Source organism: Legionella sp. MW5194, from assembly GCF_016864235.1.
Classification (GTDB): Bacteria; Pseudomonadota; Gammaproteobacteria; order Legionellales; family Legionellaceae; genus Legionella_C.
In genome coordinates this window covers 577,684-602,839 of record NZ_CP045732.1, presented here as the reverse complement: position 1 = coordinate 602,839, position 25,156 = coordinate 577,684, and the positions used below count along the sequence as shown (strand labels likewise).

Below are 25,156 nucleotides of genomic sequence, written 5' to 3'. Positions count from 1 at the left end.
TTAGCCCGCCGCCTGCCTGATTTCCGCCAGCAATTCACAGGCGTTATTCACACTGATTCGTTTATTAATACGAAGCCAGCTTTTTAATTTTTCTTTCAAAACCGGCATCTCCTTGTCAGTAGCACCTGCAACCAGCACCAGATTATCAATGTGCAGCTTCATATGTCCCTGAATGATCCCTTCCGTACAAAGCGCCCGTAAGGCACCCAAGTTTTGCGCCAGTCCCACAGCGGCAATGACACGGGATAACTGATTGGCTGATTCAATGCCCATCATGCGCAAACACATCTTTGCCGTGGGATGAAGAGCGGTTACGCCGCCGACAGTGCCCACCACAATGGGTGCCGTGAGCTGTCCAGTCAATTGCCCCTGCTGGTAACGCCACTGTGAAATTGCCTGGTAGCGACCAGAACGGGTGGCATAGGCATGAACACCCGCCTCGACCGCTCTCCAGTCATTGCCGGTGGCAATCAAGACAGGATCGATGCCATTCATAACCCCCTTGTTATGCGTGGCTGCCCGATAAGGGTCTGATTCTGCAAATAAGGACGCTTCCTGCAGGCGCTCGCCCAGTTCCGGATCAATGCTGTTGATGGTCACCCTGGCCGTCGTTAATTTCTGATCATTTAAATTGGACAGGATGCACATGGTGACCTGTTCGCCGGTTAGTCGTTCAAGGGGCGTTTTTAAATACTCAAGCACCTGATTGATAATATTGGCCCCCATGGCGTCGCAGCTGTTCATGGTCAGGTGAATAATCGCCATGTCGCCCCCGTCTTCACGGGGCAGATGACGCAGCGCCAAATCAACCACGCCACCGCCGCGCTTCACCATGGTCATGGCCACGTCTTCGTTAGCCTTTTCAATGAGAAATTGCTTGTTTTCTTCGAATATCGCGGCAAGATTGGCAAAATTTCTCACTTTGGCAAACTGGATCTGACCCAGAATACATTCCCCTTCCACCCAGGTCTCAATTTCACCGTATTGCCTTATCCACTTGGCCGTTTTTGACAGGGCAGCGATAATGGAAGTTTCTTCCACGGCAAGGGGAATTACATAATCGCGACCATCGATGCGGAAATTGGTAGCCACACCCAGTGGCAATTGGAAATAACCAATCACGTTTTCAATCAATTTATCAGCGAGCAGGGTATTTTGCACCCCGCCCTCACGGAGAAAATGCACATCTTCTTTGGTTAATGCACCGAGTTGGAGCAACCGTTGAAATCGCTCTTCACGGTTTAACCTGGAGAAGCCCTGAAATAACTCATCAGCCAAATGGTTCATGGACATGCCTTCCCCTTTAAATCAGACAAATGTAAGCTACCTGTACAAAACATAGCGACTTTTAACTCGTATTCTATTGTGGTCATGCGTTCCACGACCTGCTCAACCCCTTTTAACGCCACTTCAAGCATGGGCTTGGCAAACCCCACCGTCGAGGCGCCCAGCGCAATTAATCGGGCCGCGTCCAACCCGTGGCGTACCCCACCAGAACCCCACAGTTCATAGTGAGGATTCAGTGCTGCCGCCTGCCGAACGCTGGCGACGGTGGTAATGCCCCAATTGGCAAATGTTTTTGCAGCCTGTTGCCGTTTTGGTGAATCCGCCGCGCGATGGCCTTCAATGCGACCCCAGTGCGTACCGCCCAAACCGCTGACATCCACCGCGGCAATTCCCAGATTGTTCAGACGGGTTAAGGTGGAAGCCGAAAAGCCGCAACCGGTTTCTTTGATGACGACGGGAATGGGTAAAGCGGCCACTACCCGCTCAATGGCCTGCCAGCATCCTTTAAATTGCGGCGTACCTTCCGGTTGAATGACTTCCTGTAAAGGATTGCAATGCACAATCAAAGCCCGGGCCTCAAGCGCTTCCGTCAACTGTTGGATGCGCTTAACCGGCGTATCAATCAGCTGGGCAATACCAATATTGCTCATTAACGCAACCTGCGGGTAATCACGCCTCAACGGCAACCATTCAAAAGCCGCCTCATCATCCATCAATTCCCGGCGTTGTGATCCGACCCCCATTGCCCAGCCTTTGTCTGCACAGGCTGCAATCAGGCAGCGATTGATGCGGGCAGCATCGTGATGCCCTGCGGTCATGGAACTCACCAGAAAGGGGGTGCTGACTGGTTCGCCAAAACGAATGCCCTGCAGGGAAATGTCGGCAAAATCAAGATCAGGAAGCGCTTCATGGACCAAATGAATGCTGTCAAGATCATTCATTTCGTCGGTCTGGTTACACGGCATGAGGGCCAATTCAATATGGTCCTGCTTGCGTTTTTCAAATTGGCTGTAACGATTTTGCATGCTGGCTCACAACGCCAAAGAAAATGGTAGCGATCTTATCACAATCGGCGGGCATCAACCACAAAACCACAAAACTAATCCTTGCTTTTGTCAAGCAGCCTGTAAATGTCATTTAACCGAGTATTTAACCGGGTAAAAAAATGCATCAGATTAAAATAACCCAACCCCTGATTGTCGAGATGAGCAAAGCGCGTCGGGTCTTCTTCAATGGCCCTGGTAACCAGTTCAATCATATCACAGGGTGGCTTCATCGCGTCATGCGGCTCCTGTTTTAATTGTTTGATTAAGGTTTCAATATTATGCTGGGTGGTTTCCACCACTTGCCGGATACGTTGTTTGTCTTCCCGGCTTAAATAATTGATTAGCCACTGGTATGCATCGAGCACCCCGACCACGTATTGAGTACAAATCGCCGTCTGGGTTAGCAGCACACCAAAATCATGGCGATTGATATAATGAAACAACACTTCGTAACGAATGGCGATGGCCTTTTTGCGAATGGCCTGAAAATCAGCCGCCAGAGGAAAACTGATGATGGGTAAGCTAAGCGGCGACTGGTTAAGAAAGCCAAGGCTTAACGACGCCTTCATTTTTTCAAAATGACCAATAAACAAGCCGGCAATGTCGGTTTTAACGGGTAAAAAAAAGCAGCCCACCAGCACGGCGATCAATGCCCCCAAAGCCGTATCAAGAATACGTTCCTCCAGTAAAACCAGATTCCAGGCGCCGATCATGGCAAACAAAAAGACAATAAAGCCGGTCAAGGCAAAGACGGCAAGGAGGTGGTAGATGGGGAAAAAAAACACGGTAAAAAACACAAAAATTAAAAGTATCACCGGGATGAGGGCACTCTCAGGCGGGAGTAGAAAATAAAGCATTGTCCCGACCACGCCGCCTAAAATGGTCATGCTGACCCGTTCAAGGGAGCGTTTCACGCTTTCTCCCCAGGTCTGGGTGGTCAGCACCATGGCGGTCAGGGTGGTCCAGTATCCTCGTTCCAGATTCAGAGTCAGGCTGATTAACTCCGCAATGCTGATGGCAATGGCTGTTTGCCAGGCCATGCGTGTTGTTCCGCTAAGTTCCATTATTGCCCCGTACCAATTCGCAGACATGCCGGTTAATCAGGGTAAAGCTTAATTTGAGATGCAAAAGAGCAATCACCAGCGTAGGATCGCGTAATGACCGTTCATTGAATTTTTCAGCCAACGTGTTGATGTCGACTTTGATTGTGCTGCCCGCCACCAGGAAATTACCTCGCATACGCATTCTAAAAAATAAATGAGCAAACTGCTTGCTGATTCGACTTAAGCAGCAACGGCCGGCGCGTGACAACGGGTATGCTTTGGCATGCAGGGCACGGTAAGCCTCGAGCATCATCAGGTAAGCATTAACCAGCACGTAGAGATGAATAAGGATATCATCCACCCTTTTTTGATCATCCAGATCGCAGTTTTCTTCAATGGTCTGGTTGCTGTCGAGCAAGTGATGCAAACTGGTTTTAATTTTCGCAAAAGGCAGGGTTTCAAAATCCGTGGCCTTCATCCCAAGTAACAGATAACGACGCACATCCAGCATCCCTTGTCCCAAGGTCTTAAACAGTTGATTGCTGTTATTAATGAATAAATACCGGTAATTTTGCGGAAACAGCAGCATCATGACCGCGGCCGCGATTAACAAACCAGCCAATAAGCCGTAAATGTGCAACAGGGCCTGGGTCGTTGATTGAAACGGCAGGATTGTAGCCACAAAACAAAGCATCCAGGCAATCATCGGCGCCATGCTGGTTTGCAGGCCGAACCGCCGGGCATAGTTCACCGCAAATCCTAAAATCACGAGGACAACGGCAGTGAGTTCCTGCGAGTCTCGTATCAGCAGCCCCACAATGAACAGCGCAAAATAAAGGCTGTTAAATAACAAAACCTGATAAAGACGCGACAGCCAGGTGGTCGCGACGATACCCTGCATGGACATGCCGGCAGCAAAAGCCGCCATGACCTGTGTTAACCGGGTTTCATGACGCATAAACCACAACGCGATAAGAATAGCCACCAGTGTTTTAACGGCTTGCTTTAATTGAAAATAACCCGGATCGATACTCCAAAGCAGGGTTTGCCAGCGTTTTAAATAAATCACGTCGTTTTTTGCGAACGCAAGGGATTTCGTATTATCCTAGGCTATTTCTCGTGTAAATGACAATTATGGCTAAACGAGCGGCTGCGGCTGAGTTTGTTTTCAACAAGAAAAAAAAGGCGTTCCTCTGCAAAGGCCCCTGGTCTGTTCTCAAACTGGATGGGCTGGTTGACTCCTTTCATACCATTGCATTACCCGATGACCCGGAAGTGACCATCAGCGGCGCGGACTTATCGCAGTTGGATAGCGCTGGGGCTATGGCGTTGATCCATTGCATGGCCATCTTTAAATCACGCGGCAAAGCAACCCAACTGATTGGTTTTAATCCAGAACAACACGCGTTACTGGAACTGATCCAATCCAAGCACGAAGCCATTGAATACAAAATTCCACCGGTGAAACAGGAGAATATTCTCCATCGTATCGGCAAGGAGACGGTGCATAAGCTCAATCAGGCCGATGGCTTTATCATTCTCTTGGGCGATTTAACCACCAAATTCTTCGAAGCCTGCGCGCAATGGCGGCGTTTTCAATTTCCCAGTATCGCCTCCATCATCGATTCCGCAGGGATTCAGTCACTACCCATTGTCGGACTGCTGTCTTTTTTGATAGGGGTGGTACTGGCCTACCAGATGGGGCTGCAGCTTCAGACCTACGGCGCCAACATTTTCATCGCCTACCTATCGGGCATGGCCATTTTTCGCGAATTTGCCCCCTTAATTACCGCCATTATTGTCGCAGGCCGCACCAGCTCAGCCTTTACTGCCCAAATCGGCAGCATGAAAATCAACGAAGAGGTTGATGCCCTGCTCACCATGGGCTTATCGCCGGTCGAATTATTGGTCATGCCCAAAGTCATGGGCCTTTTGCTCATTTTCCCGTTACTGATTTTCTGGTCCGATATTTTCAGTATCATCGGTGCCATGATGATGTCGAAATCCATGCTCAATGTCGGTTACGTTGATTTTCTGGCGCGCCTTAAAGACTCGGTAGGGCTTGATCAATTGATGCTTGGCCTTTATAAGGCACCGGCGTTTGCCTTAATCGTTTCATTAGTCGGCTGCTTTCAGGGTTTTTTAGTCGAGGCCAATGCCGACAGTGTCGGCAGCCAGACCACCCGCAGTGTCGTGCAGGCTTTGTTTCTTATCATTATTGCCGATGCCATTTTCTCCGTGGTTTACAGCTGGATGGGTATTTAAATGGCCGAACCTATCATTGAAATTGAAGGATTAAAAAACTGCCTCGCCGGACAGTGGGTGCATACCGATGTCAATTTAACCGTGCAAAAAGGGGAAATCTTAGCCATCATTGGCGGCAGCGGCAGCGGCAAGACCACGATACTGCGCAGTTTACTGATGCTGCTTAAGCCCACAGCAGGCACGCTTAAAATTTTTGGTGAGGATTTATCAACGCTGGACAGCCGTCAGGCAGACGCCCTTCGCAGGCGTTGGGGCATGCTCTTTCAGCATAGCGCCCTCTTCTCAGCCATGACGGTACTGGAAAACATCACGTTTCCCATGCGCGAGTTTACCGATCTTGAAAAAAATTTCATGGACGAACTGGCCATGCTTAAAATCGCTATGGTCGGCCTTCCCAAAGAATCTGCCAGCAAATTTCCAGCTCAGTTAAGCGGCGGCATGCAACGGCGGGCAGCGGCGGCCCGGGCCATTGCCATGGATCCCGAATTGTTGTTTCTTGATGAGCCGACAACCGGTCTTGATCCACGCAGCGCAAGGCAGTTTGATGAGTTGATCCGTTTTTTGCGGGATGCCTTGAATCTCACCGTGGTGATGGTGAGCCATGATATCCAATCGTTAAAAAGCATCACGGATCGCGTTGCCTTTGTCGGTGAAGGGAAGATTTTATCGGTCGCACCCATTGAAGAATTGCAGAAAAATCCTCATCCGCTAATTGCCGATTACTTCAGTAAACTCTAAACTGGTGAGATAGAACTACAGGAGCATCCTTTTGGAAGCGAAAACCAACTACACCATGGTCGGCTTAACCGTGCTGATCCTGACCGCGGCGCTGCTTGCAGCCGCGCTGTGGTTATCGGTTGGATTTGACCAAAAAAAATACACCATTTACGCCGTCTATATCCATGAGGCTGTATCGGGTCTGAGTGAAGAATCACCGGTTAAATACAATGGGGTGCAGGTAGGTTATGTGCGAAAAATTGAATTAAACCGCCTTGACCCGCAACAGGTTAAAATCCTGCTGGACATCGAAGACGGCACCCCCATTACCACCAGCACCACAGCCACCTTAATTTCCCAGGGCATCACCGGCACCACCTACGTGGGGTTGTCAGCCACCTCGTCTGATCTGACGCCCTTAAAAAAAATCCCCAAGGAACCCTACCCGATTATTCCAGCGCGCCCGTCACTGTTTAATCAACTCGATAGCGTGCTTAAAGAAGTGTCTGAGAATATCAACAGCGTGAGTGTCGAGATTAAACGCATTTTTGATAAAAAAAATGCGGAAAGCCTACACAACACCCTGGTTAACCTTGAAAAATTTACTGGCGTGCTGGCTGAAAACAAACAACACATCGACCGCACCCTTGAAAATACCGACATCATGGTGAAAAACATTGCCGAGGTCAGTAAGGAATTGCCGCGTTTAAGCCAGGATCTCAAAACCAGCATCACCCACATCACGCGCATGGCTGACAGCATTTCCAATGCAGGAAACAGGGTTTCTTTGGCCATGGACTCCGGCAAATCCACCATCGACAAGATCTCACAGCAAACCATTCCGCCGGCCATTATTCTGTTAAGGCGGCTAAATACCATTGCCGCCAATCTCGAGCAAGTCAGCAACCAGATGCGGCAAAATCCATCGGTACTCATACGGGGCACCAAACCCTTAAAACCAGGTCCGGGAGAATAGACGTGAAAAAAGTGCTTATTGCTTCACTGATTCTGACCCTGCTTGGCGGGTGCTCTGTCAAGCAGTCGGTGACCAACCAGTACAAATTGGATGCTTATAGCCAGAAGCAGTATGGACGTCCTGCGGGTCGCGTATCCATTCTGGTGACCGCACCGGAAGCTGTGTCAGGATACGACACATCGCAGATGGTTTATGTCAAAAAACCCTTTGAAGTCTTGCCTTTTGTTCACAATGCATGGATAGAGCCGCCCGCTGACATGCTGTTCCCGCTCATTTCACAAAGCCTGCAGCGCAGCGGCTATTTTTACGCCGTCGCCACAAGCCCCATCTCGGATAAAACCGATTACCGTCTCGATACCCAGTTAATCGAGCTTGAACAAAATTTCCTGACCTGCCCCAGCACCATGGCGTTCGTTGCCAAGGCTGTTCTTACCCGCATCAACGACAACCAGGTTTTAGCTTCACGCGATTTTCGCTTTAAAATCCCCTGTCCAGCCGATACACCTTACGGTGGTGTGATGGCCGCCAATCAGATCACCGTGCAGTTTACAGCGGAGCTGACGGAATTTATTGTCAGCCATATCCGCCATGATCGGCACAAATAACAAAAACCTGGCCTGATTTGCGTTTGTTGATGGCGAAATAGTGAAAACAATTGTACAATGACCCGCCATTGTGGCGCTTTAACTTATCTGTATATTACGAATAACAAGGAGAAAAGGATGAAAGGCAAATCGTTTCTAAAACTGGGTCTTGTTGCTGCTAGCATCGTCCTGCTCGCTGCCTGTGCGAAAAAAACACCGGGTAGCGCAGACATGATGGGTGATAGCGAAGCATCAGCTCACGGTTTGGGGCAATTTAGTCGATTTGCAGGTCAAGAACCTGGTGAATCCTACACGACCCAGGCACCTCATAACCAACTGTACCTGTTTGCTTATGATGACAGTACTTTCAATCCCAAATACATGGCTTCTCTTGATGCCCAGTCTGACTACCTGAAGTCCCATCCAGGCGCACGCATCCTGCTGGCCGGTCACACCGACGAACGCGGCAGCCGCGAGTACAATATTGCCCTGGGCGAGCGACGTGCCAACACCGTGGCAGAACTGATGCGTATGGCCGGTGTAAGCCGCAGCCAAATCCGTGTGGTCAGCTATGGTAAAGAGCGTCCAGCCAACTACGGTCATGACGAAGCCTCTCACCGTCAAAACCGACGTGTTGAGCTTACTTACGAGGCCACCCGATGATGAGCGCACATCAACGCTTGCTTGCACTGTTTTTCTGTTGCCTCCTGCCTCTGCATAGCCATGCAGAAGCACCCGTGGTGGATGACAGCGAAAATTTTGCAATCCTTGATGAACAACAGGCTGCCATGGAGCAGTCTGTTGCCAAAGCACAATTGGACATGGATGAAGAAATTCCTCTGGCAAAGGATGACAACCAGGGTAACGGCGACAATGCAGAACTCTTGGACAAAATTCAAGGCATGCAACAGGAAATTCAGGAGTTGCGAGGCCAACTTGAAGTGCAGGCCCATGATTTAAAATTATTGCAACAACAACAATTGGCTTTTTATAAAGATTTGGACGCCCGGTTAAGAAATAATCCTGCCGTGGCCAAATCAGCCCAGGCTTCCACCCCGGCGGCACCCACTGAATTATCCATGGGCAGCACCGCACCGGCGGTTAAAACACCCGAACCGGCTCCGACGCCGGTGGCAACACCCGCTCCCCAGCCCACACCAACACCCGTTGCAGCCGCTGTTCCCGGTAAAAGCAACCCCGCTGATGAGCAAATCAGTTACCTTGCCGCTTACGAACTGGTTAAAAACAAACGATTTGATGACGCGTTAACCGCCATGAAAAATTTTGTGACCAATTATCCTCAGGGAGGATACACTGCCAATGCGCATTATTGGTTAGGTGAACTGTACATGGTCAAGAAAAATTATCCTGAAGCGATTCAGCATTTTGACGTGGTACTGAAACAGTTTCCTACATCCAGCAAGGCGGCCGCCTGCAGCTTGAAAATTGGTTATGCACTCGCTGCTTCCGGCAAACCTGCTGAAGCGAAAAGCCGCTTACAGCAGGTTATCCGCAATTACCCTGACACCCCCACAGCCCAATTGGCTGCGGCAAAATTAAAATCGCTTAATGCCTCATGAGCCGTGCAATCAATCAATTACGAATTACGGAAATATTTCACTCATTACAGGGCGAATCCACCACGGTAGGTCTTCCTACCGTGTTTATTCGCTTAACCGGCTGTCCCCTGCGCTGCCAGTATTGCGATACGGCTTATGCATTTTCAGGTGGGGAATTAAAGCCCATTATCGACATTCTTGACGAAATCAGCCGTTATCGTTGCCGCCGTGTCTGTGTCACTGGCGGCGAGCCCCTGGCACAACCTGGCTGCATTCCTCTGTTAACCCATCTCTGCGATGCAGGTTATCAGGTTTCGCTGGAAACCAGTGGCGCACGAGACATTGCGGGGGTAGACTCACGGGTCATGGTGGTCATGGATCTTAAGACGCCCGACTCCAACGAGTGCAGTAAAAACCGTTTTGACAATATTCCTTACCTCAAAGCCACTGATCAAATCAAATTTGTCATCTGCAGTCGAGAAGATTATCTTTGGGCATGCAAAATCATCGAGACATACCAATTGACTGACAAGGTAGAGATTCTTTTTTCACCAAGCTGGGAGGAAATGAATCCCACCACCCTGGCCGATTGGATAATAGAGGATCAATTGCCTGTCCGCTTCCAGATTCAATTGCATAAAATTTTATGGAATGACGCCAAAGGCCATTAAGCGAAGGAGACTACCAATGCCCTGGTTTGCCCAAGCCCCAGCAAACATTGCACTGATTAAATACATGGGAAAACAGGATGAGGGACACAATATTCCTGATAATCCATCCCTGTCTTATACACTGAATAACCTCCTAACCAGTGTACAACTCGAGCAACATCACGGCAAAGACGACGTCTGGGAACCTTTGCCATTCCCCGGACAAAAACCATTCAGTCTTTCTCAACCGGCACAGCAGCGTTACCTAAAACACCTTGCTTTTCTAAAAAAGCGCTTTGATTACGAGGGCGCGTTTCTTGTGCGTTCATCAAATAATTTTCCCCATGGCAGCGGCCTTGCCAGCTCAGCCTCCAGTTTTGCAGCCCTTACCTTATGCGCGGTGAAAGCATTAAGTGAATTAAGCAACCAACCGCTGCCACCAATGGAAGAGCAGGCAAAGCTAAGCCGTGTCGGGTCCGGTTCTTCCTGCCGCTCTTTTTTTTCACCCTGGGCCATTTGGGAGGGGGAGGCGGTGAAGGGAATAGCGTTACCCTACCCGGAGTTGATTCACCAGGTGGTGATTATCAGCCATGCCGAAAAGGAGGTGCCTTCAAGCCAGGCCCACCGTATGATAAAAAGCAGCCCATTTTATCCCAACCGCAGTCAACGGGCTTCAGACAACTTAACTGACTTATTGAATGCCTTTCATGCAAAAGACTGGAAAAGCGCCTATGAAATCTGTTGGCGGGAATTTCAAGACATGCACCGTCTATTTTCAACCTGCGAAAACCCTTTTACCTACATGACTGACGAAGGAAATAAAGTCCTTAACGACTTGCAGGATTTTTGGCAACGTGAGGGTGACGGCCCGCTGGTAACCATGGATGCAGGACCTAACATCCATTTACTCTACCGTGATGATCAGGCGGACATGGCCCGGCAATTCAAGCAGGATCGTTTAGCAGGACATTACGATGTATTATGATTTTGAGACCGCAACCCATGGTAAATGGATTCTCGCTGGTGAGCATGCCGTATTACGCGGCAAGGGCGCCTTAGTCTTTCCAATCAAGGAAAAAAAACTGTTCCTGCGATACACCCCCTCTCCCTCAAAGCTAAGTGCGGACAGCGAAGGCAGCAGCGGTGCTGAAATGCGAATGTTGTTCTGGAGTGTTCTTGAGCATGGCCATCAACTGCTTGGGACGTCGCTTCATCAACTCACCGGGCATTTTCACTTGGACAGCAACATTCCTGTCGGCGTCGGAATGGGTGCTTCCGCGGTTCTATGCGTGGCCATGGCGCGTTGGTTTGCCGCACAACAATTGATTCAATCAGAGGACATTGCCCGTTTTGCCCGGCAATTGGAAAATTTATTTCATGGTCAAAGCAGCGGCCTAGACATTGCCGGTGTGGCAGCCAATAAGCCTGTTTTTTTTCAAAACGGCCAGGTTGAACCCGTTCAGCAAACGTGGCAACCTCATTGGTATTTATCGTCCTGTGACCAAATTGGCATTACCTCGCATTGCATTCAACAGGTGAACTCCCTTTGGGCTAAAGATAAACAGCAAGCCCAGCGAATTGATGATTTAATGGAAGAGGCCGTCCATAAGGCCCGACAAGCGCTTGGCCGCGTGGATGACCAGGCATTACCCTTACTGGCTGAGGCTATTCGTTTGGGGGGAGAATGCTTTAAACAATGGGGATTAGTCAGTGAAACGCTGTACCAGCACATGACTATGCTCTATGATCACGGGGCACTGGCTGTAAAACCGACCGGCTCCGGCAGTGGCGGTTATGTATTAAGTTTATGGCAGACCCCGCCTGTTACTGTACCCGTTGAATTGATAAATGTTTAATTTTTTGCTAATGCCTTGAGTAAAAATCAACCACAGGTTACCATCGCTAGCAATTCATTCTGCTCAGATGGTTAACTGACCCTGCCGATAAGGAATACTCATGTTTGAATGGCTTACCACCTACTTTTCTGGTACCAGAAAGAAACACCGCACGCTCGATATCGTTCCTGACAAATCGATCACCGCACCATTAGACAAAAAAATCGCAGATAAACAGGATTATCCTCCAAACAGCGACGCCTCAACCGATGTATCGCCGACAAAGCCTCAATCAAAACAGCGACCGAACTCCTATGTTTATATATGGCTTAAGACAGTGAATGGGCCAGGACATGCCGCGATTCAAATTGGTGGTTCAGAACCTAAACTCAATGCCGATGATGCGGGCGATTACGGCAGCATCCACCCGCAGAATTTTCCTTCCATGGGCCCACTCGCCGTCCTGCCACTTAAAGCGGATATGGCGGAATCATTGACGCAGGATATGCTATTGGAAGCCAGCGCCGATCAAAAAATGATTACAAACGACATGGAGACACCGCCGTTTTTCACCCAGGCAGAGAGAGCACCCAAACAGCCGGATTTGACATTTGAAATTGATCATCTTGATATCAATGCCATGCATCAACGGCTTCAGCAGGTGAAAGCAGACATTGCTGAAGATCGCATGCGTTACCAATTACTGCCCCGAGTTGATGTGGCCCGATTTTTTCATGACACGCTTCATTTCATTGCTTATGATCCCATCGATATTCATTTGCATATGGAGAAACAGCGGCAATTGCCTGCTCCGCCGTCTAAGGTAACCAATTGCAGCACTCTGGTGGCTGATGTTTTAAATGCGGGAGGAGCTAACATTCAAACCAATAAGCCTTGGGGAATTACGCCTGACGGTCTCGCGGACGAACTTCAGCATTCAGGCGCCAAATTGAACTGAAAGCCAGACCATTCACCTGTTAACAGACGGGTGAATGGCCAATCATTACAGGCTGGAGGAGGAGGGCTTGAATGAACTTGGGAAATCCGAAGATGATTCAGAGGTTGACGTTGCACTGTCGAAAAAGCGGCCAGTGAACTCTTTTTTATCCATGCGGGTAAACCCGGTATTTTCCAACCTGGGTGTATAAAAGGAAGGCACTAACGTCTCGGGCACTTCCACACCGGCACCACGCAACACTTCTCCCACCGTGGAGGTGCAATTATGAACTTCCACCGGTTCGACAACATGGGAATGATTCGGATAAACGACAATGCCGCACATGTCCTCAGGGGGATGCACACCTAAATGATCCTGATAATGTCTGATGGTTTTGTGAGCACTTTTATGCGCCTCAAACACTCTGGACGTCATGGTAGCCAGGGGATTGAATTTGCCAAATACACCATACATCGTATGCCCTTTGGAGGCACGATCCTCAATTTGTTGTTGAGTGGCTTTAGCCTCTTTATAGGCTGTTTCATCCACGGGTTTTAACAGCACATGATCGGATTCATCCAAATCCTGTTCATGTGTTCTTGCCAACATCGCCCGAACGGGAACAGAACCAAAAAGCATGCCGTTAATCAAAGAGCCAACTGGTCCAGGATAAATACTGGTGTGCGTGACTTTGGTTTCGCCATCCGCTTTTTTTTTCACTGTACAGATCGAGGCATGGCCAGGCCCTTCTTTGGTGTCTTTAATAAACACGCCGATGTAATGTTGTTTGTCACTCGTGCTTTCTGATTTAGTTTGCATACTGCCTCTCTGCGCCCTGAGCCTCTGCTTTAAAAGGCCAGAACGCTATTTACCAAAGCCGTTATTTTATTGTCTGAACATTATGTAAACCTTAAGGAAAAGCGAGACATGTGCATTTAATTGGCAAATTGTTATTTCCTTTCATTTGCTTTGGACGCAGACAGTGTCTTGCCAAGGCCTGATTTAGGTTTTATCTCGTTATGAATTTAGGTAAAATCAACTTATTCTTTGCGATAAGACAATTGAGATGAACAGGAATAATCGAAAAAAAAACAGCCCTGCGATTTTTTCTGTCGGGTTGCTTTTGGCAACGCTGTCGTTAGTCGGATGTCTGGATCTGGCAACCACCCGGAGCACCATTGCAGGGAAATCCAATGCAAGCAACCGGGCAGCGAGTGTGTATGTCATGCGGGGCGGTCTGGGAGGTATCTTTAGCACCGGCATGAATCAACTGCAGGCTAATCTTGAAAAAAACCATCACATTAAAACGGAAAGCACGGTTTGGTTTCGATCCAGTGAATTAGGAAAAAGTATCGTAAAGCAATACCGCGCCGGCCATTTACAACCGCCGGTTATCTTAGTCGGTCACTCCCTGGGTGCCAATGACCAGATTAAAGTAGCCCGTATCTTGAATGCCGCCAATATTCCGGTCGCTTTGTTGATTACCGTTGATGCCGTATCGCCCTTAGCCGTACCCCCCAACGTCAAGCATGTGATTAATCTCTACAAACCGTCTTTTGTTCCCATGTTTAGCGGCCTTCGCGTCAAGGCTGCCGATCCTCAGCATACCCAGGTGGATAACATCAACGTGACCACGTTAAAAAACGTGGGCGTTAACCATTTCACCATTGAGAAAAACAAAGAGATTCAACAGCTCATGCTGAATAATATTCTGGCTGTCATGCACAAGTCTCAAACGGCTCGACAGCACTAAAATTTAAACTGAAATAAGTATTTTTATGAAACCAGGTAATGATTCACCCAGTATTTGTGTGGTGGGCGCAGGCCCAAGCGGTATTACAACGGCTAAAAATTTACTCGAGCAGGGGTTAACCAATTTTCAGGTTTTTGAAAAAAACGCACGTCTCGGAGGCAACTGGGTGTTTGATGAAAATAACCAGCATTCCAGCGTCTATGAAACCACTCACATCATCAGCTCCAAATACCTTTCACAGTTTGAAGACTTTCCCATGCTGCCCGGATACCCGGAATACCCCTCCCATCAGCAAATTCTGACCTATTTTGAAAAATATGCCGAGCATTTTGGCATTGGCGAATACATCGCTTTCAATACCACCGTAGAAAAAATAGAGTTGCAACAGGATAAAAAATGGCGGGTTATTTATCGCAATCAGGACGGATTGCATGAGCGCGAGTTTGATTACCTGCTGATTGCCAATGGGCACCATTGGGATCCGCGCATGCCGGAATACCCGGGGCAGTTTAGCGGTGAAATCCTCCATGCCCATCATTATAAAAAAGCAGCGCCCTTTAAAGACAAACGGGTTCTGGTTGTCGGCGGCGGCAATTCCGCCTGTGATATTGCCGTTGAAATCTCACGTCTGTCGCCTAAAACCTGCATCAGCATGCGTCGGGGTCAACATATTTTTCCAAAATTCATCTTTGGCAAACCGACGGACATTGCCTTTAACAAAATTCGCTGGATACCCGATTGGCCCAAACAGCTTTTGGCTGCCGGTGTTATCCGCATCCTGCAGGGCCGCTACCCGAAATACAAATTACAAAAGCCACATTGCAGGCCGCTGGCCATTCACCCCACCATCAATTCTGAATTGCTTTATTTTATTCGTCACGGCAAAATTTTTCCAAAACCGGGCATTGCCCGTTTTGAAGGCAATACCGTGCATTTTGTGGATGGCCGTCAGGATGAGTTTGATGTGATTATTTTTGCCACAGGCTATCAAATCAGTTTCCCTTTTTTTGACAAGTCGTTTCTTGATTACAGCCAGCTGACCCATATTCCGCTTTATCGAAAAATGATGCATGCCACATGGGATAATCTGTATTTTATTGGCTTGTTTCAGCCCCAAGGGTGCATCTGGCCGCTGGCGGACTACCAAGCCAAAATTGCGTCCAAAATTATCGCCGGTTCCTTGCCCCGTCCCAGGGATTTGAGTACTAAAATTAGCCGGGAAATCAAAGCGTCCCGCTCCCGTTTCAAGACCAGTGTACGTCATGCGCTGGAAGTGGATTATCAGAAATTTCGTAGGCAACTGAAACGCGAATTAAAAAAAGCAAAATCAGACCATGGGGGATAACGGCATAACCCTTCCTCCATGTGTCCGGTCACACAAGGAGATACACTACGTCACACAAGGCTGTGTCCAATCCAGTATGACAATGTTTAAATGGATAAGCCCAGAAAGAATCACTCGACAAATTGATAATACACTTCGTCATTTTTAATCATGCCCAGTTCATACCGGGCCTGCTCTTCCAGAGCCTGTTCACCACTTTTGAGCTCGAGGATGTCGGCTTCAATGGCACGATTGCGTGCGGCCAGCTTTTTATTTTCTTTTTGCTGTTCGACTATTTTTTGCTCAAGTTGTTGCCACTGTAAAACACTGCCATCGCCTAGCCACAATTTGTATTGCAGGCCGATGAGTGCCAGTATCAAAATGACCACAATGGATCGCATGGATTAGCCAGAAGAATTATTTTCTTCATTATACACGCGCAAGTGGCCATTTGGCGAGAATTTGTACCTTTTCGAGGGGCCTATCCCATTCGTTTGGCTAAGTTTTTGATTTTTTAATTTTTCTCTGGGCTTGACTGCCGATTAATTCCGGCAGCCAGAACACCAAACCCGTCTTAGCCTCTTGCCAAGGCCGTTTTGCCGGCATAAGGTAATTTTGCCAACTCATCAATTCTTAATAACTGATTGTATTTCGCCACGCGATCCGTGCGGCACAAGGAACCGGTTTTAATTTGACCGCATCCCGTGGCGACAGCCAAATCAGCAATAAAGGCATCTTCCGTTTCACCGGAGCGATGCGACATAATGCATCGATACTGGTTCGCCTGCGCCAAACGAATGGCTTCACGCGTCTCGGTTAACGTACCGATTTGATTGAGTTTGATTAAAATGGCATTGGCCAGTTTCTGGTTAATTCCCTGCTGCAGTATGGCTGGGTTTGTAACGAACAAATCATCGCCCACCAATTGGATTTTCTCGCCCAATGCAACAGTTAGACGTTGCCACCCTGCCCAATCGCTTTCATCCAGACCGTCTTCGATACTGACAATCGGGTAACTATTCACCAGCTCCTGGTAATAAGCAATCAATCCATCACTATCCAATTGCTGATGATCCGAGGCGAGATGATACAAGCCATTGGTGTAAAGTTCGGACGCGGCAACATCCAGAGCAAACACCATGTCACGGCCTAACTTAAATCCAGCCGTTTCCACCGCCTGCGATAACACATCGAGTGCCTGACGATTTGATTTTAAATCGGGTGCAAAACCGCCCTCGTCGCCAACGGCCGTGTTTAAGCCCAGCTTTTTGAGAACCGATTTTAATACATGGAAGGTTTCTGTGCCCATTTGCAGCGCCGCCGTAAAATCAGGCGCACCCACCGGCATAATCATGAATTCCTGAATATCAACGTTGTTGTCAGCATGCGCCCCGCCATTGAGTACATTCATCATGGGTACCGGCATGGTCATCATTTCACCTTCGTTTAAGGCGACAAACAACGGTTGCTGTCTAGCCTGGGCATAAGCACGCGCACACGCCAAAGACACCGCTAAAATGGCATTGGCACCGAGGCGGGACTTATTCTCCGTGCCATCGAGTTGGCAGAGTTGTTGATCAATGGCCTCCTGCCTGTCCACCGCCATGCCTTTTAAGGCCTGGTTAATTTCCTGATTAATATGACCAACAGCACGCCGCACGCCTTTGCCCAGATAACGATCGGGCTCACCATCCCGTAATTCGCAAGCCTCACGGCTGCCTGTGGACGCGCCAGAAGGGACACAGGCTCGGCCCATGAGTCCATTTTCAAGATAAACATCGGCTTCAACGGTGGGATTTCCCCGTGAATCAAGAATTTCACGCCCTGAAATACTGGCAATTTGCATCATCATCCTCTTGCTGTCTGCTCATTAGGAGGATCATTGTTTTGCCATTGGTTTCTCTTTGTCAAGCTAACGGGTTGAAAAACGTGTTATCTACGTTGATATTTCTGGTAGGGGGCAATAAAAATCATCACAACCCAGGCGATAAAGCTCAGTATCGTACTCCACAAGGCCGCTGTATAAAGCGCTCTTAGTCCGGGATTGGCTTTTTTTACAATGGCAAACTGTGATAAATAGATGGTTTCACAGGCCCCATTGCCCGTATCGTCGCGGCTGATACTGGTTCCGCGTTTAAAGCGCGTGTCTTGATTGGCATACTCAGCGAGCACGCCGCGCAGACGAATCTGATCGCCGACTTCAGCCTGCATCAATGTTCTTTTAATGGCCAGATTATCCGTAAGCAAATGATTATTGGACAAGGCATTGCCTTTAAACAGTTCCCCGGTCTGGCGATCTGACCAGGACACCCAGCAGGTCCAGCTGTCGCTGTTGAACTGCACTTTTTTATAAACCCCGCTACGGACATTGTCGCCCCACACCACGCAAAGATCGCGAAGATTAATAAAATCCTGCCAGCGTTTATGATGCCAGATATCGCCAAAACCATCCGAATTGTTATAAGACACCACCACCCCATTCAATTGGTATTCATACTGCGGACGAATAACGTAATGCTGATGATTGACCGTCAGAGTAAAGGCTTTCTGACTGGTCGGTTCCTGCAATGGCGGCGACAGCGTAGTCAAATCATAATAACCCGGATCGGGTAATCGGTCTTTTAAAAAATAAGTTACCGTTAACACCAGCAGGCTTAGTAAAAACAGCATTCGGCAATACTTTTCGGTGGTTGGTGAAATCAAAATAACCCCGGCTATTCCTTGTTAATCCCCGCACTTGTCTTTGAGAGAATTTTAACCTTGATATAGAGTGTTGAATTTTGCGCAAATGGGGTGCCTGCGCGAATCACTTCTGTTCCCGGCTCCGCCGGGGCACTGCCTTGCGCACTGGCTAAGGGCACCCATTGATCAAGGGGAATCAGCATGGTCGTTTCCACTTTCTGCTCATGAAACACCTGATTGCTCATGTTGCTGGTCTGTTCCCGAACGCGCTTGATAAGTATTTTTACCTGATTGCCTTGCAGAATCGGTTCAATAAGCAACCCGCTTTGCACCAGCCGGCGATCGAAACTGACGCCTGTCCATAATCCCAGACCCACGGAACGAACCACCGGCTGGTTTTCACCCGTACTGACAAAGGCCGATTCACCGTTCATCACGGTAATGGATTGACGGCGGCGCTGGTTGATTTGGGAAGGGGTACTGATGGTCATGGTGTGGCTGTCTTGCGTGGATAACCAATCAGGGTCACCCTGAAAAACGGTAATTTCAAACACCACCGGCGGTGTATCCAGTTTATGAAGTATCACGCGAAGCGTGGTCAGAGTGTCAGGTGACACCTTGACAATCAAGGTTTGTCTCGTACCCGTCACCTGCTCTCCCGCTTTCAAAAGCGGTTTAATCAATGGGATCACATCGGCTGCATTTTGATAATGCAGCTCAATCACCTTGGTTATCATTGGCTCTGCAAACACGCTGCCGGCAGCCAGAAAGAACAAAAGATACCATTTCTTCATGATGCCCACTCCTGTGAGATAGTATTAGTGTAGCAGGACAAATGCCTGAATTGCGCGAATTTTGCAGGAATGGTTTAGTTCTTACAAAAGTTTCGTTATAATCAGCCCAACTCTTTCAGCGTGCATAATGACTATGGGTAGCATATTTAATATGTTTGGGCCTTCTCCGATCCGGCCTATCGAACAGCACATGCGAAAAACCTATCATTGTGCCAAGCAGCTGCATCCTTTTTTTGAGGCCGTCCTCAAACTGGATTGGCCTGCCGCTGCAGCCATCAAAGAGAAAATTTCCCAAATTGAAAAAGAAGCCGATTTAATCAAACGCGATCTGCGTCTGCATTTGCCCACTGGCCTTTTTCTTCCTGTATCCCGTACCGATCTTCTTGAACTCCTCAGTGCCCAGGATCGCATTGCCAACCGCACTGAGGACATTGCCGGGCTCATCGTCAGCCGGCAAATGGTGATTCCTGAAGCCCTTTCTTCAGTCTTCATGCCTTTTTTGGAGCGATGCCTTGATGCCGCCAAACAAGCCTGCAAAGCCATCAATGAACTTGATGAATTGCTGGAAAGCGGTTTTCGCGGCAGTGAAGTCAAAATTGTTGAGGAAATGATTGTCACCCTCGATGAAATTGAACACGACAGCGACGAAAAGCTTGCTGACATCCGTCACCGTATTTTTGAGTTGGAAAAAGATCTGCCCGCGCTCGAGGTTATTTTTCTCTACAAGCTGGTTCAATGGATTGGTGACTTGGCAGATTATGCTCAAACAGTCGGCGGCCGTTTACAGATTTTAATTGCCCGGTAATTTTGTCTATGGATTATTCTATTTATCTGTTATTTGCTGCGCTTGCGCTTTGTTTTTTAATGAATTGGGGCGTCGGCGCGAATGATCTCGCCAATGTCATGAGTACCACCATGGGTTCCAAAGCGGTTACCGTCCGCCAGGCCATGTTCATTGCCATTGTCTTTGAGTTCGCCGGCGCTTTTCTGGGCGGCAGCGGCGTGACTGAAACCATGCGTGACGGCATCATTACCAGCAGTGAGTTATCCAGCCAGCCCTTAATCCTGATTGAAGGCATGCTGGGCGTCTTACTGGCCTGTACCGTATGGATGAATCTGGCCAGCTACCTTGGCGTACCCGTATCCATTACCAATGCCCTGGTGGGTTCCATGGTAGGATTCGGTGCCGTGGTACTCGGCCCTGAAGCCATTCAATGGAGTCAGGTTTACCATATTGCCATTGGCTGGGTTACGTCGCCGCTGATTGCCGGTATTACCGCATACACCCTGTTTATCAGCATTCAGCAAACCATTTTTGTCAAGTCCGACCCGTTAGAGAAAGCCAAGCTTTACATTCCCATTTACCTGTTTTTAGTCGGCTCGGTGCTGTCGTTCATTACTGTCTTTAAAGGTTTAAATCATTTTGATATCCATTTGAATTTAAAGCAGGATTTGGCAGTTACCCTGGCGACCAGCATTACCATCACCATCATTGGCGTTCTTTTCATTAAACGCATTCCTGAAATGCCGCGCATTCGCCGCCGGGAACGTTTCATTCAGGTGGAAAAATATTTTGCCGTGCTCATGGCCTTAACCGCTTGCGCCATGGTCTTTGCACACGGCTCCAATGACGTGGCACTGGCTGTCGGACCACTGACTATTGTCCATAGCCTGGTCATGCATCCGGATAATTCATTTGCCGCGACCAATTACCCGGCCTGGATTATTTTTCTGGGTTGTTTTGGGGTGGTGACCGGATTTCTCATGTACGGACGTCGCGTCATTGAAACGGTAGGCAGTTCCATTACCGCCTTAACACCCAGCCGTGCTTTTGCTGCGACTTTGGCTGCCGCGACAACCGTGGTTGTCGCAACCAGTACGGGGATCCCGGTTTCCGCAACGCAGACGCTGGTGGGCGCTGTCTTAGGGGTGGGGTTGGCACGCGGTATTGGCGCCTTGAATTTAATTGTGATTCGGAATATTTTTATGTCCTGGGTGCTGACCCTGCCGGCGGCGTCATTGCTGACGATCATGGCTTACAAGCTGTTGCACTTGCTGATTGGCTAATGCCCTCACCAGTCACTGAACAACCGGACTGTCGCTAAAAATCACGCCAGATTTCGCTTTCTAACTCAGGCAAATCGGGATTATCACGCAGGGCATTGATGCGCTCGTATTTCCTGATTTCCTTCAATTGCGACGCTGATTTTTCATGATCGGCGTCAAATTGATGCAAAAATTTGTCTATTGGACTGACATAGGCTTTATCAAGGTCATGTTTGTTCATAATGAATCCTACAAAATTTAGCGAATCATTTTAGCGGTTTTTATGGTAACTTACCATTGATTATACATTAACTCAGGGATTATCCGTATGACCATTAAAAAAGCCGAGTTGCATGTTCATCTGGAAGGAACCATCAGCCCGCAATTGGCGCAAAAGCTAGCCAAGCGCAACCAGTTGCAATTACCGACCGGCCTCATTAATGCCAATGGCACCAGTTACAACTACGGCGATTTCATGGATTTTTTAAAAGCCTATGATCAAATTGCCGCTCTCATTGCCTCTCCCCGGGATTACTATGACGTGACCTTTGAATACCTTAAAGACAGTGCCGCGGGCGGCGGTATTTATACCGAAATGATGTATTCGCCTGACCACGCGGAAATGGTCAGTGGCATTCCATCGCGTGAGCACCTGAAAGCCATTCAGCAAGCCATTGACGATGCCGAACATCAACACGGCATTGTCGGGCGCATCATTATCACGGCCGTGCGTCATTTCGGCGAAGAAGCCGCCGTGAAAGTGGCAAAACAAGGCATTAAAGAAGACTTGCCCTGCATTGTGGGTTTTGGTCTTGGTGGCGATGAAGTCAACTATCCTCCCAAACGCTTTGCCGAAGCGTATCAGATTGCAGTCGATGGCGGCCTTCAGGCCACGGTGCATGCCGGAGAATTTGCCTCGGCGGATGGCATGAACGAGGCCATGGATTATTTGCCGATTAAACGCATTGGCCATGGCGTGCAGAGCATCCATTCGCCTGAGACTATCGCCCGCCTCAAAGACAATCAGATTGCGCTTGAACTCTGCCCTTCCAGCAATGTGCGGCTTGGCCTCTTTAAGGATATCCCCAATCACCCCATACGCCGTCTGCAGGATGCCGGATTGATGTTAAGCATCAATTCGGATGATCCGCCCTTTTTTAATACCAACCTCGCCAATGAGTATGAGCGCGTGCAACAGACTTTCCATTACTCGGATACCGACATGCTTCATTTTACACGCATGGCGCTTGAAACCGCTTTCGTTGATGAGACGACGCGCAAAAGGCTATTGCAGCATCTGAATTAGACGTTCGGAGAAAGAATTTTGTAAACTGATTTGGCTGTTCCTGTCAAGGCAGGAACAGCCGGATAGCATGAAAGGGTGAGTTGACAGCATGAATGCATAAGGCCTAGGCAGACACGTCTTCCATGTACTGACGCAGTTTTTTCATGGCATTTTTTTCCAGCTGACGCACGCGTTCAGCGGAAACACCGTATTTGTCAGCCAGATCATGCAGGGTGACTTTGTCATCCGCTAACCAGCGTTGCTGTAGAATGTCCTGGCTGCGCTCATCCAGGCAGTCGAGCGCCTGGAATAACTGATCACGCCCCTGAATACCGCTGCGCTCCTGTTCAATCAACAGAGCCGGATCATTATTGCTGTCATGCAGATAATGCACCGGGGCTTTAAACGCGTCATCGTCGTCGTCATTGGCCGAGGCGTCATACGAAGCATCCATGGCATTCAAGCGCTGTTCCATCATCACTACGTCTTCACGGCTGACGCCCAGATCATTGGCTACCGCGTCAATTTCCTCGCTGTTAAACCAACCGAGGCGTTTTTTCATTTGTCTTAGATTAAAGAACAGCTTGCGTTGCGCTTTGGTGGTCGCGATTTTCACGATGCGCCAGTTACGCAGCACGTATTCATGGATTTCCGCTTTAATCCAGTGCACGGCAAAAGAAACCAAACGAACACCCATTTTGGGGTCAAAACGCTTGACTGCTTTCATTAAGCCAATATTACCTTCCTGAATTAAATCGCTTAAGGGTAAACCGTAACCCAGATAGCCTCGGGCTACCCGAACAACATAGCGTAAATGAGCCAGCACGAGCTGACGGGCGCTCTCAATATCGCCTTCACTATGGTATTTTTCCGCATAGTTCAATTCTTCTTCAGCAGAAAGCATCGGAATCTGATTGACCCGATGAATGTACGCATCAATACTGCCTATAGGCAAATTTAACGATGCCAATTGCAGTTGTTGACTCATGGGTACTTCCTCCAGTTATCAAAACCATAACAGGGTTAATGAACTGTCTGTCGGTTTCCTTACAGACAGCCTTATTATACACGAATTTAAGCGGTTAATGAATTTAACCCATCAATTAAGTATAGATTGTTTTTTGTACAATTCAACGGGAAACCCTTCATTCAAATTCTTCTTTAAAAAATTCATGGTGTTTTCTACACAGAATTTCATCTCGAGTAAATTCAATACTATTTTGATTCGCAATACAACGCCAATTTTGCATATCTGTTATATATTGATTATTCTTCATCTTAAATACATCCGGGATAAATGCAGCCACATTTTTTCCAAACGTCTTATCTCTTGCTGAAGTAAAAATAAAAGCTTCTATATTTGCATCCCTCATCTCTGCACCCAGTTTCTGACTATCCGCATAACTTGTTTTATTGGAAATTCTATCCTGGTATTTTTTAAAATGAGGTGTTGTTAGATCAATACCATTTTCTGTTTGTATATATGCTTTAAAAGCAGTCATTGGAATTTCAATATACTCGAGATCAGCTGAAGTATCAGAAAAAAATTTTAGACGGTAAAAGGCAACTTCTGCTAATGCCGTAAGGAGATTTATAGAACCATACCAAAGAGATGGTTCATAAGTATTACCAAATCTGGATCCATACTTAAGTGGTGGATATCTAAAAGGAGTATAGATTAAATAGTGCTTATTATTTGTTATTCTCGGCTTTGAATTCTCTAGTAATTCTTCTAAGAGATCGTGTTCTTCCCTACTTTCAACCAGGTCTCGAGAACTTGAACTATGTTGAGACTCAACCATTCTCCATGGTTCCAAATTAAGGCTTCTAACTAATTTTATTCCTTCAGATTCAGTCCATATACTCATAGTTTTCCGCGCATTGCATCTAGATAATTAAGTACACCAATTAAACCTGGAATAGTTTTTATTTCCTCAATTGGTGTATTTCTAAAGTATTTATTCTGACTATTCAGCCATAATTTAGCCTTTTCGTGATTATTTCCAACCATTGCATTTAGACTTCGGTATACTCTTAACAGCAATAAAGCCATTTCACCCTCCTTAGTATGAGGTGAAATTAATTTAGTCCCTTGACTAATACGGGTGGCACTAGATTCGCTTATACCAATTATTTTGCTTAAATCCTTTCCAGTTAAAGAATAAAATTTTGCCAGGTTCCTCACAGCTTTAGTCAACACAATTTCTTCTTGATGAAGAATGTTATTTGAAGTTTTCATCGCACACCCCCTTTCATATGAAATTATAGTTAAATTTAATTTCACTTGCAAGTTCAGTGGCTATCACTTGGTCTTTTTATGTTATGGGATGGAAGTAATGATAAAATATCTGCAAAGATCGAGAGCTTAAGCCA

At 47.8% G+C, this 25,156-nt stretch carries 28 protein-coding genes; 15 read left to right on the top strand and 13 right to left on the bottom strand.

Annotated features, from left to right (window positions below):
* From GH742_RS02895 to GH742_RS02880, 4 genes are all read right to left on the bottom strand, one after another.
* Positions 1-1,293 (bottom strand): hydroxymethylglutaryl-CoA reductase, degradative, encoded by a 1,293-nt coding sequence (locus GH742_RS02895; protein WP_203456075.1) that lies wholly within the window; start codon positions 1,291-1,293, stop codon positions 1-3.
* Positions 1,284-2,312, bottom strand: a complete 1,029-nt coding sequence (fni, locus tag GH742_RS02890; RefSeq protein ID WP_203456074.1) for a type 2 isopentenyl-diphosphate Delta-isomerase — start codon at positions 2,310-2,312, stop codon at positions 1,284-1,286. Before fni ends, GH742_RS02895 begins: the two co-directional genes overlap by 10 nt.
* Before the next feature lie 74 nt (positions 2,313-2,386).
* The gene (locus GH742_RS02885) at positions 2,387-3,397 is read right to left on the bottom strand and encodes an FUSC family protein (protein ID WP_203456073.1); all 1,011 of its coding nucleotides are present in this window, start codon (positions 3,395-3,397) and stop codon (positions 2,387-2,389) included.
* Positions 3,387-4,445 (bottom strand): hypothetical protein, encoded by a 1,059-nt coding sequence (locus GH742_RS02880; RefSeq protein WP_203456072.1) that lies wholly within the window; start codon positions 4,443-4,445, stop codon positions 3,387-3,389. Before GH742_RS02880 ends, GH742_RS02885 begins: the two co-directional genes overlap by 11 nt.
* A 65-nt stretch (positions 4,446-4,510) precedes the next feature.
* On the opposite strand from GH742_RS02880, the gene GH742_RS02875 reads away from it, so the two are divergent.
* The 10 genes from GH742_RS02875 to GH742_RS02830 all read left to right on the top strand — a co-directional run bounded on the left by GH742_RS02875 (position 4,511) and on the right by GH742_RS02830 (position 12,920).
* The gene (locus tag GH742_RS02875) at positions 4,511-5,641 is read left to right on the top strand and encodes an MlaE family lipid ABC transporter permease subunit (protein ID WP_203456071.1); all 1,131 of its coding nucleotides are present in this window, start codon (positions 4,511-4,513) and stop codon (positions 5,639-5,641) included.
* On the top strand, positions 5,642-6,379 hold the full coding sequence (locus tag GH742_RS02870; protein ID WP_203456070.1) for an ABC transporter ATP-binding protein: 738 nt from the start codon (positions 5,642-5,644) through the stop codon (positions 6,377-6,379).
* A 31-nt stretch (positions 6,380-6,410) separates the two neighbouring features.
* Positions 6,411-7,334 (top strand): MlaD family protein, encoded by a 924-nt coding sequence (locus GH742_RS02865; RefSeq protein ID WP_203456069.1) that lies wholly within the window; start codon positions 6,411-6,413, stop codon positions 7,332-7,334.
* A 2-nt stretch (positions 7,335-7,336) separates the two neighbouring features.
* Positions 7,337-7,939 carry an ABC-type transport auxiliary lipoprotein family protein gene (locus GH742_RS02860; RefSeq protein WP_203456068.1) on the top strand — a complete coding sequence of 201 codons (603 nt, stop codon included), beginning with the start codon at positions 7,337-7,339 and terminating at the stop codon, positions 7,937-7,939.
* Between the two features lie 117 nt (positions 7,940-8,056).
* Positions 8,057-8,581: a peptidoglycan-associated lipoprotein Pal gene (gene pal / locus GH742_RS02855; protein ID WP_058530409.1), complete on the top strand. Its 525-nt coding sequence runs from the start codon at positions 8,057-8,059 to the stop codon at positions 8,579-8,581.
* A complete protein-coding gene (ybgF, locus tag GH742_RS02850) occupies positions 8,578-9,498 on the top strand; it encodes a tol-pal system protein YbgF (RefSeq protein ID WP_203456067.1) in 921 nt (306 codons plus the stop codon). The genes pal and ybgF overlap by 4 nt, the downstream gene beginning before the upstream one ends.
* A complete protein-coding gene (gene queE, locus GH742_RS02845; RefSeq protein WP_203456066.1) occupies positions 9,495-10,148 on the top strand; it encodes a 7-carboxy-7-deazaguanine synthase QueE in 654 nt (217 codons plus the stop codon). The genes ybgF and queE overlap by 4 nt, the downstream gene beginning before the upstream one ends.
* 16 nt (positions 10,149-10,164) lie before the next feature.
* A complete protein-coding gene (locus GH742_RS02840) occupies positions 10,165-11,112 on the top strand; it encodes a diphosphomevalonate/mevalonate 3,5-bisphosphate decarboxylase family protein (protein WP_203456065.1) in 948 nt (315 codons plus the stop codon).
* Positions 11,102-11,983: a mevalonate kinase gene (locus GH742_RS02835; RefSeq protein ID WP_203456064.1), complete on the top strand. Its 882-nt coding sequence runs from the start codon at positions 11,102-11,104 to the stop codon at positions 11,981-11,983. The genes GH742_RS02840 and GH742_RS02835 overlap by 11 nt, the downstream gene beginning before the upstream one ends.
* 100 nt (positions 11,984-12,083) lie before the next feature.
* Positions 12,084-12,920, top strand: coding sequence for a hypothetical protein (locus tag GH742_RS02830; RefSeq protein WP_203456063.1), 837 nt, complete (start codon positions 12,084-12,086; stop codon positions 12,918-12,920).
* A 45-nt stretch (positions 12,921-12,965) separates the two neighbouring features.
* Here GH742_RS02830 and GH742_RS02825 read toward each other — a convergent pair whose 3' ends face one another.
* Positions 12,966-13,718, bottom strand: coding sequence for a hypothetical protein (locus GH742_RS02825; protein WP_203456062.1), 753 nt, complete (start codon positions 13,716-13,718; stop codon positions 12,966-12,968).
* Positions 13,719-13,965: 247 nt separating this feature from the next.
* Between GH742_RS02825 and GH742_RS02820 the strand changes: the two genes are divergently transcribed.
* Positions 13,966-14,652, top strand: coding sequence for a hypothetical protein (locus GH742_RS02820; protein ID WP_203456061.1), 687 nt, complete (start codon positions 13,966-13,968; stop codon positions 14,650-14,652).
* Between the two features lie 25 nt (positions 14,653-14,677).
* Entirely contained in the window at positions 14,678-15,997 is a 1,320-nt protein-coding gene (locus GH742_RS02815) for an NAD(P)/FAD-dependent oxidoreductase (RefSeq protein WP_203456060.1), read from the top strand.
* A gap of 110 nt (positions 15,998-16,107) precedes the next feature.
* On the opposite strand, the gene ftsB is transcribed toward GH742_RS02815, so the two are convergent.
* The 4 genes from ftsB to GH742_RS02795 form a co-directional block, all read right to left on the bottom strand.
* Positions 16,108-16,377 carry a cell division protein FtsB gene (gene ftsB, locus GH742_RS02810; RefSeq protein ID WP_203456059.1) on the bottom strand — a complete coding sequence of 90 codons (270 nt, stop codon included), beginning with the start codon at positions 16,375-16,377 and terminating at the stop codon, positions 16,108-16,110.
* 173 nt (positions 16,378-16,550) lie between these two features.
* Positions 16,551-17,825, bottom strand: a complete 1,275-nt coding sequence (gene eno, locus GH742_RS02805) for a phosphopyruvate hydratase (protein WP_203456828.1) — start codon at positions 17,823-17,825, stop codon at positions 16,551-16,553.
* Positions 17,826-17,908: 83 nt separating this feature from the next.
* Positions 17,909-18,646 carry a hypothetical protein gene (locus GH742_RS02800; RefSeq protein ID WP_203456058.1) on the bottom strand — a complete coding sequence of 246 codons (738 nt, stop codon included), beginning with the start codon at positions 18,644-18,646 and terminating at the stop codon, positions 17,909-17,911.
* 44 nt (positions 18,647-18,690) lie between these two features.
* Positions 18,691-19,452 (bottom strand): type II/III secretion system protein, encoded by a 762-nt coding sequence (locus GH742_RS02795; RefSeq protein ID WP_239005260.1) that lies wholly within the window; start codon positions 19,450-19,452, stop codon positions 18,691-18,693.
* A gap of 133 nt (positions 19,453-19,585) precedes the next feature.
* Between GH742_RS02795 and GH742_RS02790 the strand changes: the two genes are divergently transcribed.
* A complete protein-coding gene (locus GH742_RS02790) occupies positions 19,586-20,257 on the top strand; it encodes a TIGR00153 family protein (RefSeq protein ID WP_239005259.1) in 672 nt (223 codons plus the stop codon).
* 8 nt (positions 20,258-20,265) lie between these two features.
* Complete coding sequence (locus tag GH742_RS02785; RefSeq protein ID WP_203456057.1) at positions 20,266-21,519, top strand: inorganic phosphate transporter; 1,254 nt, start codon at positions 20,266-20,268, stop codon at positions 21,517-21,519.
* A gap of 34 nt (positions 21,520-21,553) precedes the next feature.
* On the opposite strand, the gene GH742_RS02780 is transcribed toward GH742_RS02785, so the two are convergent.
* On the bottom strand, positions 21,554-21,739 hold the full coding sequence (locus tag GH742_RS02780) for a CBU_0585 family protein (protein WP_203456056.1): 186 nt from the start codon (positions 21,737-21,739) through the stop codon (positions 21,554-21,556).
* Between the two features lie 87 nt (positions 21,740-21,826).
* On the opposite strand from GH742_RS02780, the gene GH742_RS02775 reads away from it, so the two are divergent.
* Entirely contained in the window at positions 21,827-22,804 is a 978-nt protein-coding gene (locus tag GH742_RS02775) for an adenosine deaminase (RefSeq protein ID WP_203456055.1), read from the top strand.
* A gap of 103 nt (positions 22,805-22,907) precedes the next feature.
* On the opposite strand, the gene rpoH is transcribed toward GH742_RS02775, so the two are convergent.
* From rpoH to GH742_RS02760, 3 genes are all read right to left on the bottom strand, one after another.
* Complete coding sequence (gene rpoH, locus GH742_RS02770) at positions 22,908-23,771, bottom strand: RNA polymerase sigma factor RpoH (RefSeq protein WP_203456054.1); 864 nt, start codon at positions 23,769-23,771, stop codon at positions 22,908-22,910.
* A gap of 157 nt (positions 23,772-23,928) precedes the next feature.
* On the bottom strand, positions 23,929-24,651 hold the full coding sequence (locus tag GH742_RS02765) for an RES family NAD+ phosphorylase (RefSeq protein ID WP_203456053.1): 723 nt from the start codon (positions 24,649-24,651) through the stop codon (positions 23,929-23,931).
* Entirely contained in the window at positions 24,648-25,022 is a 375-nt protein-coding gene (locus GH742_RS02760; RefSeq protein ID WP_203456052.1) for an antitoxin Xre/MbcA/ParS toxin-binding domain-containing protein, read from the bottom strand. The genes GH742_RS02765 and GH742_RS02760 overlap by 4 nt, the downstream gene beginning before the upstream one ends.
* Positions 25,023-25,156 lie beyond the last annotated feature (134 nt).

Excerpts from the sequence above, each read along its gene's own strand:
- GH742_RS02895 (WP_203456075.1), bottom strand. The coding sequence starts at position 1,293 with ATGTCCATGAACCATTTGGCTGATGAGTTATTTCAGGGCTTCTCCAGG.
- fni (WP_203456074.1), bottom strand. The coding sequence starts at position 2,312 with ATGCAAAATCGTTACAGCCAATTTGAAAAACGCAAGCAGGACCATATT.
- GH742_RS02885 (WP_203456073.1), bottom strand. The coding sequence starts at position 3,397 with ATGGAACTTAGCGGAACAACACGCATGGCCTGGCAAACAGCCATTGCC.
- GH742_RS02875 (WP_203456071.1), top strand. The coding sequence starts at position 4,511 with ATGGCTAAACGAGCGGCTGCGGCTGAGTTTGTTTTCAACAAGAAAAAA.
- GH742_RS02870 (WP_203456070.1), top strand. The coding sequence starts at position 5,642 with ATGGCCGAACCTATCATTGAAATTGAAGGATTAAAAAACTGCCTCGCC.
- pal (WP_058530409.1), top strand. The coding sequence starts at position 8,057 with ATGAAAGGCAAATCGTTTCTAAAACTGGGTCTTGTTGCTGCTAGCATC.
- ybgF (WP_203456067.1), top strand. The coding sequence starts at position 8,578 with ATGATGAGCGCACATCAACGCTTGCTTGCACTGTTTTTCTGTTGCCTC.
- queE (WP_203456066.1), top strand. The coding sequence starts at position 9,495 with ATGAGCCGTGCAATCAATCAATTACGAATTACGGAAATATTTCACTCA.
- GH742_RS02840 (WP_203456065.1), top strand. The coding sequence starts at position 10,165 with ATGCCCTGGTTTGCCCAAGCCCCAGCAAACATTGCACTGATTAAATAC.
- GH742_RS02835 (WP_203456064.1), top strand. The coding sequence starts at position 11,102 with ATGTATTATGATTTTGAGACCGCAACCCATGGTAAATGGATTCTCGCT.
- GH742_RS02830 (WP_203456063.1), top strand. The coding sequence starts at position 12,084 with ATGTTTGAATGGCTTACCACCTACTTTTCTGGTACCAGAAAGAAACAC.
- GH742_RS02825 (WP_203456062.1), bottom strand. The coding sequence starts at position 13,718 with ATGCAAACTAAATCAGAAAGCACGAGTGACAAACAACATTACATCGGC.
- GH742_RS02820 (WP_203456061.1), top strand. The coding sequence starts at position 13,966 with ATGAACAGGAATAATCGAAAAAAAAACAGCCCTGCGATTTTTTCTGTC.
- GH742_RS02815 (WP_203456060.1), top strand. The coding sequence starts at position 14,678 with ATGAAACCAGGTAATGATTCACCCAGTATTTGTGTGGTGGGCGCAGGC.
- ftsB (WP_203456059.1), bottom strand. The coding sequence starts at position 16,377 with ATGCGATCCATTGTGGTCATTTTGATACTGGCACTCATCGGCCTGCAA.
- eno (WP_203456828.1), bottom strand. The coding sequence starts at position 17,825 with ATGATGCAAATTGCCAGTATTTCAGGGCGTGAAATTCTTGATTCACGG.
- GH742_RS02800 (WP_203456058.1), bottom strand. The coding sequence starts at position 18,646 with ATGCTGTTTTTACTAAGCCTGCTGGTGTTAACGGTAACTTATTTTTTA.
- GH742_RS02795 (WP_239005260.1), bottom strand. The coding sequence starts at position 19,452 with ATGAAGAAATGGTATCTTTTGTTCTTTCTGGCTGCCGGCAGCGTGTTT.
- GH742_RS02790 (WP_239005259.1), top strand. The coding sequence starts at position 19,586 with ATGGGTAGCATATTTAATATGTTTGGGCCTTCTCCGATCCGGCCTATC.
- GH742_RS02785 (WP_203456057.1), top strand. The coding sequence starts at position 20,266 with ATGGATTATTCTATTTATCTGTTATTTGCTGCGCTTGCGCTTTGTTTT.
- GH742_RS02780 (WP_203456056.1), bottom strand. The coding sequence starts at position 21,739 with ATGAACAAACATGACCTTGATAAAGCCTATGTCAGTCCAATAGACAAA.
- GH742_RS02775 (WP_203456055.1), top strand. The coding sequence starts at position 21,827 with ATGACCATTAAAAAAGCCGAGTTGCATGTTCATCTGGAAGGAACCATC.
- rpoH (WP_203456054.1), bottom strand. The coding sequence starts at position 23,771 with ATGAGTCAACAACTGCAATTGGCATCGTTAAATTTGCCTATAGGCAGT.
- GH742_RS02765 (WP_203456053.1), bottom strand. The coding sequence starts at position 24,651 with ATGAGTATATGGACTGAATCTGAAGGAATAAAATTAGTTAGAAGCCTT.
- GH742_RS02760 (WP_203456052.1), bottom strand. The coding sequence starts at position 25,022 with ATGAAAACTTCAAATAACATTCTTCATCAAGAAGAAATTGTGTTGACT.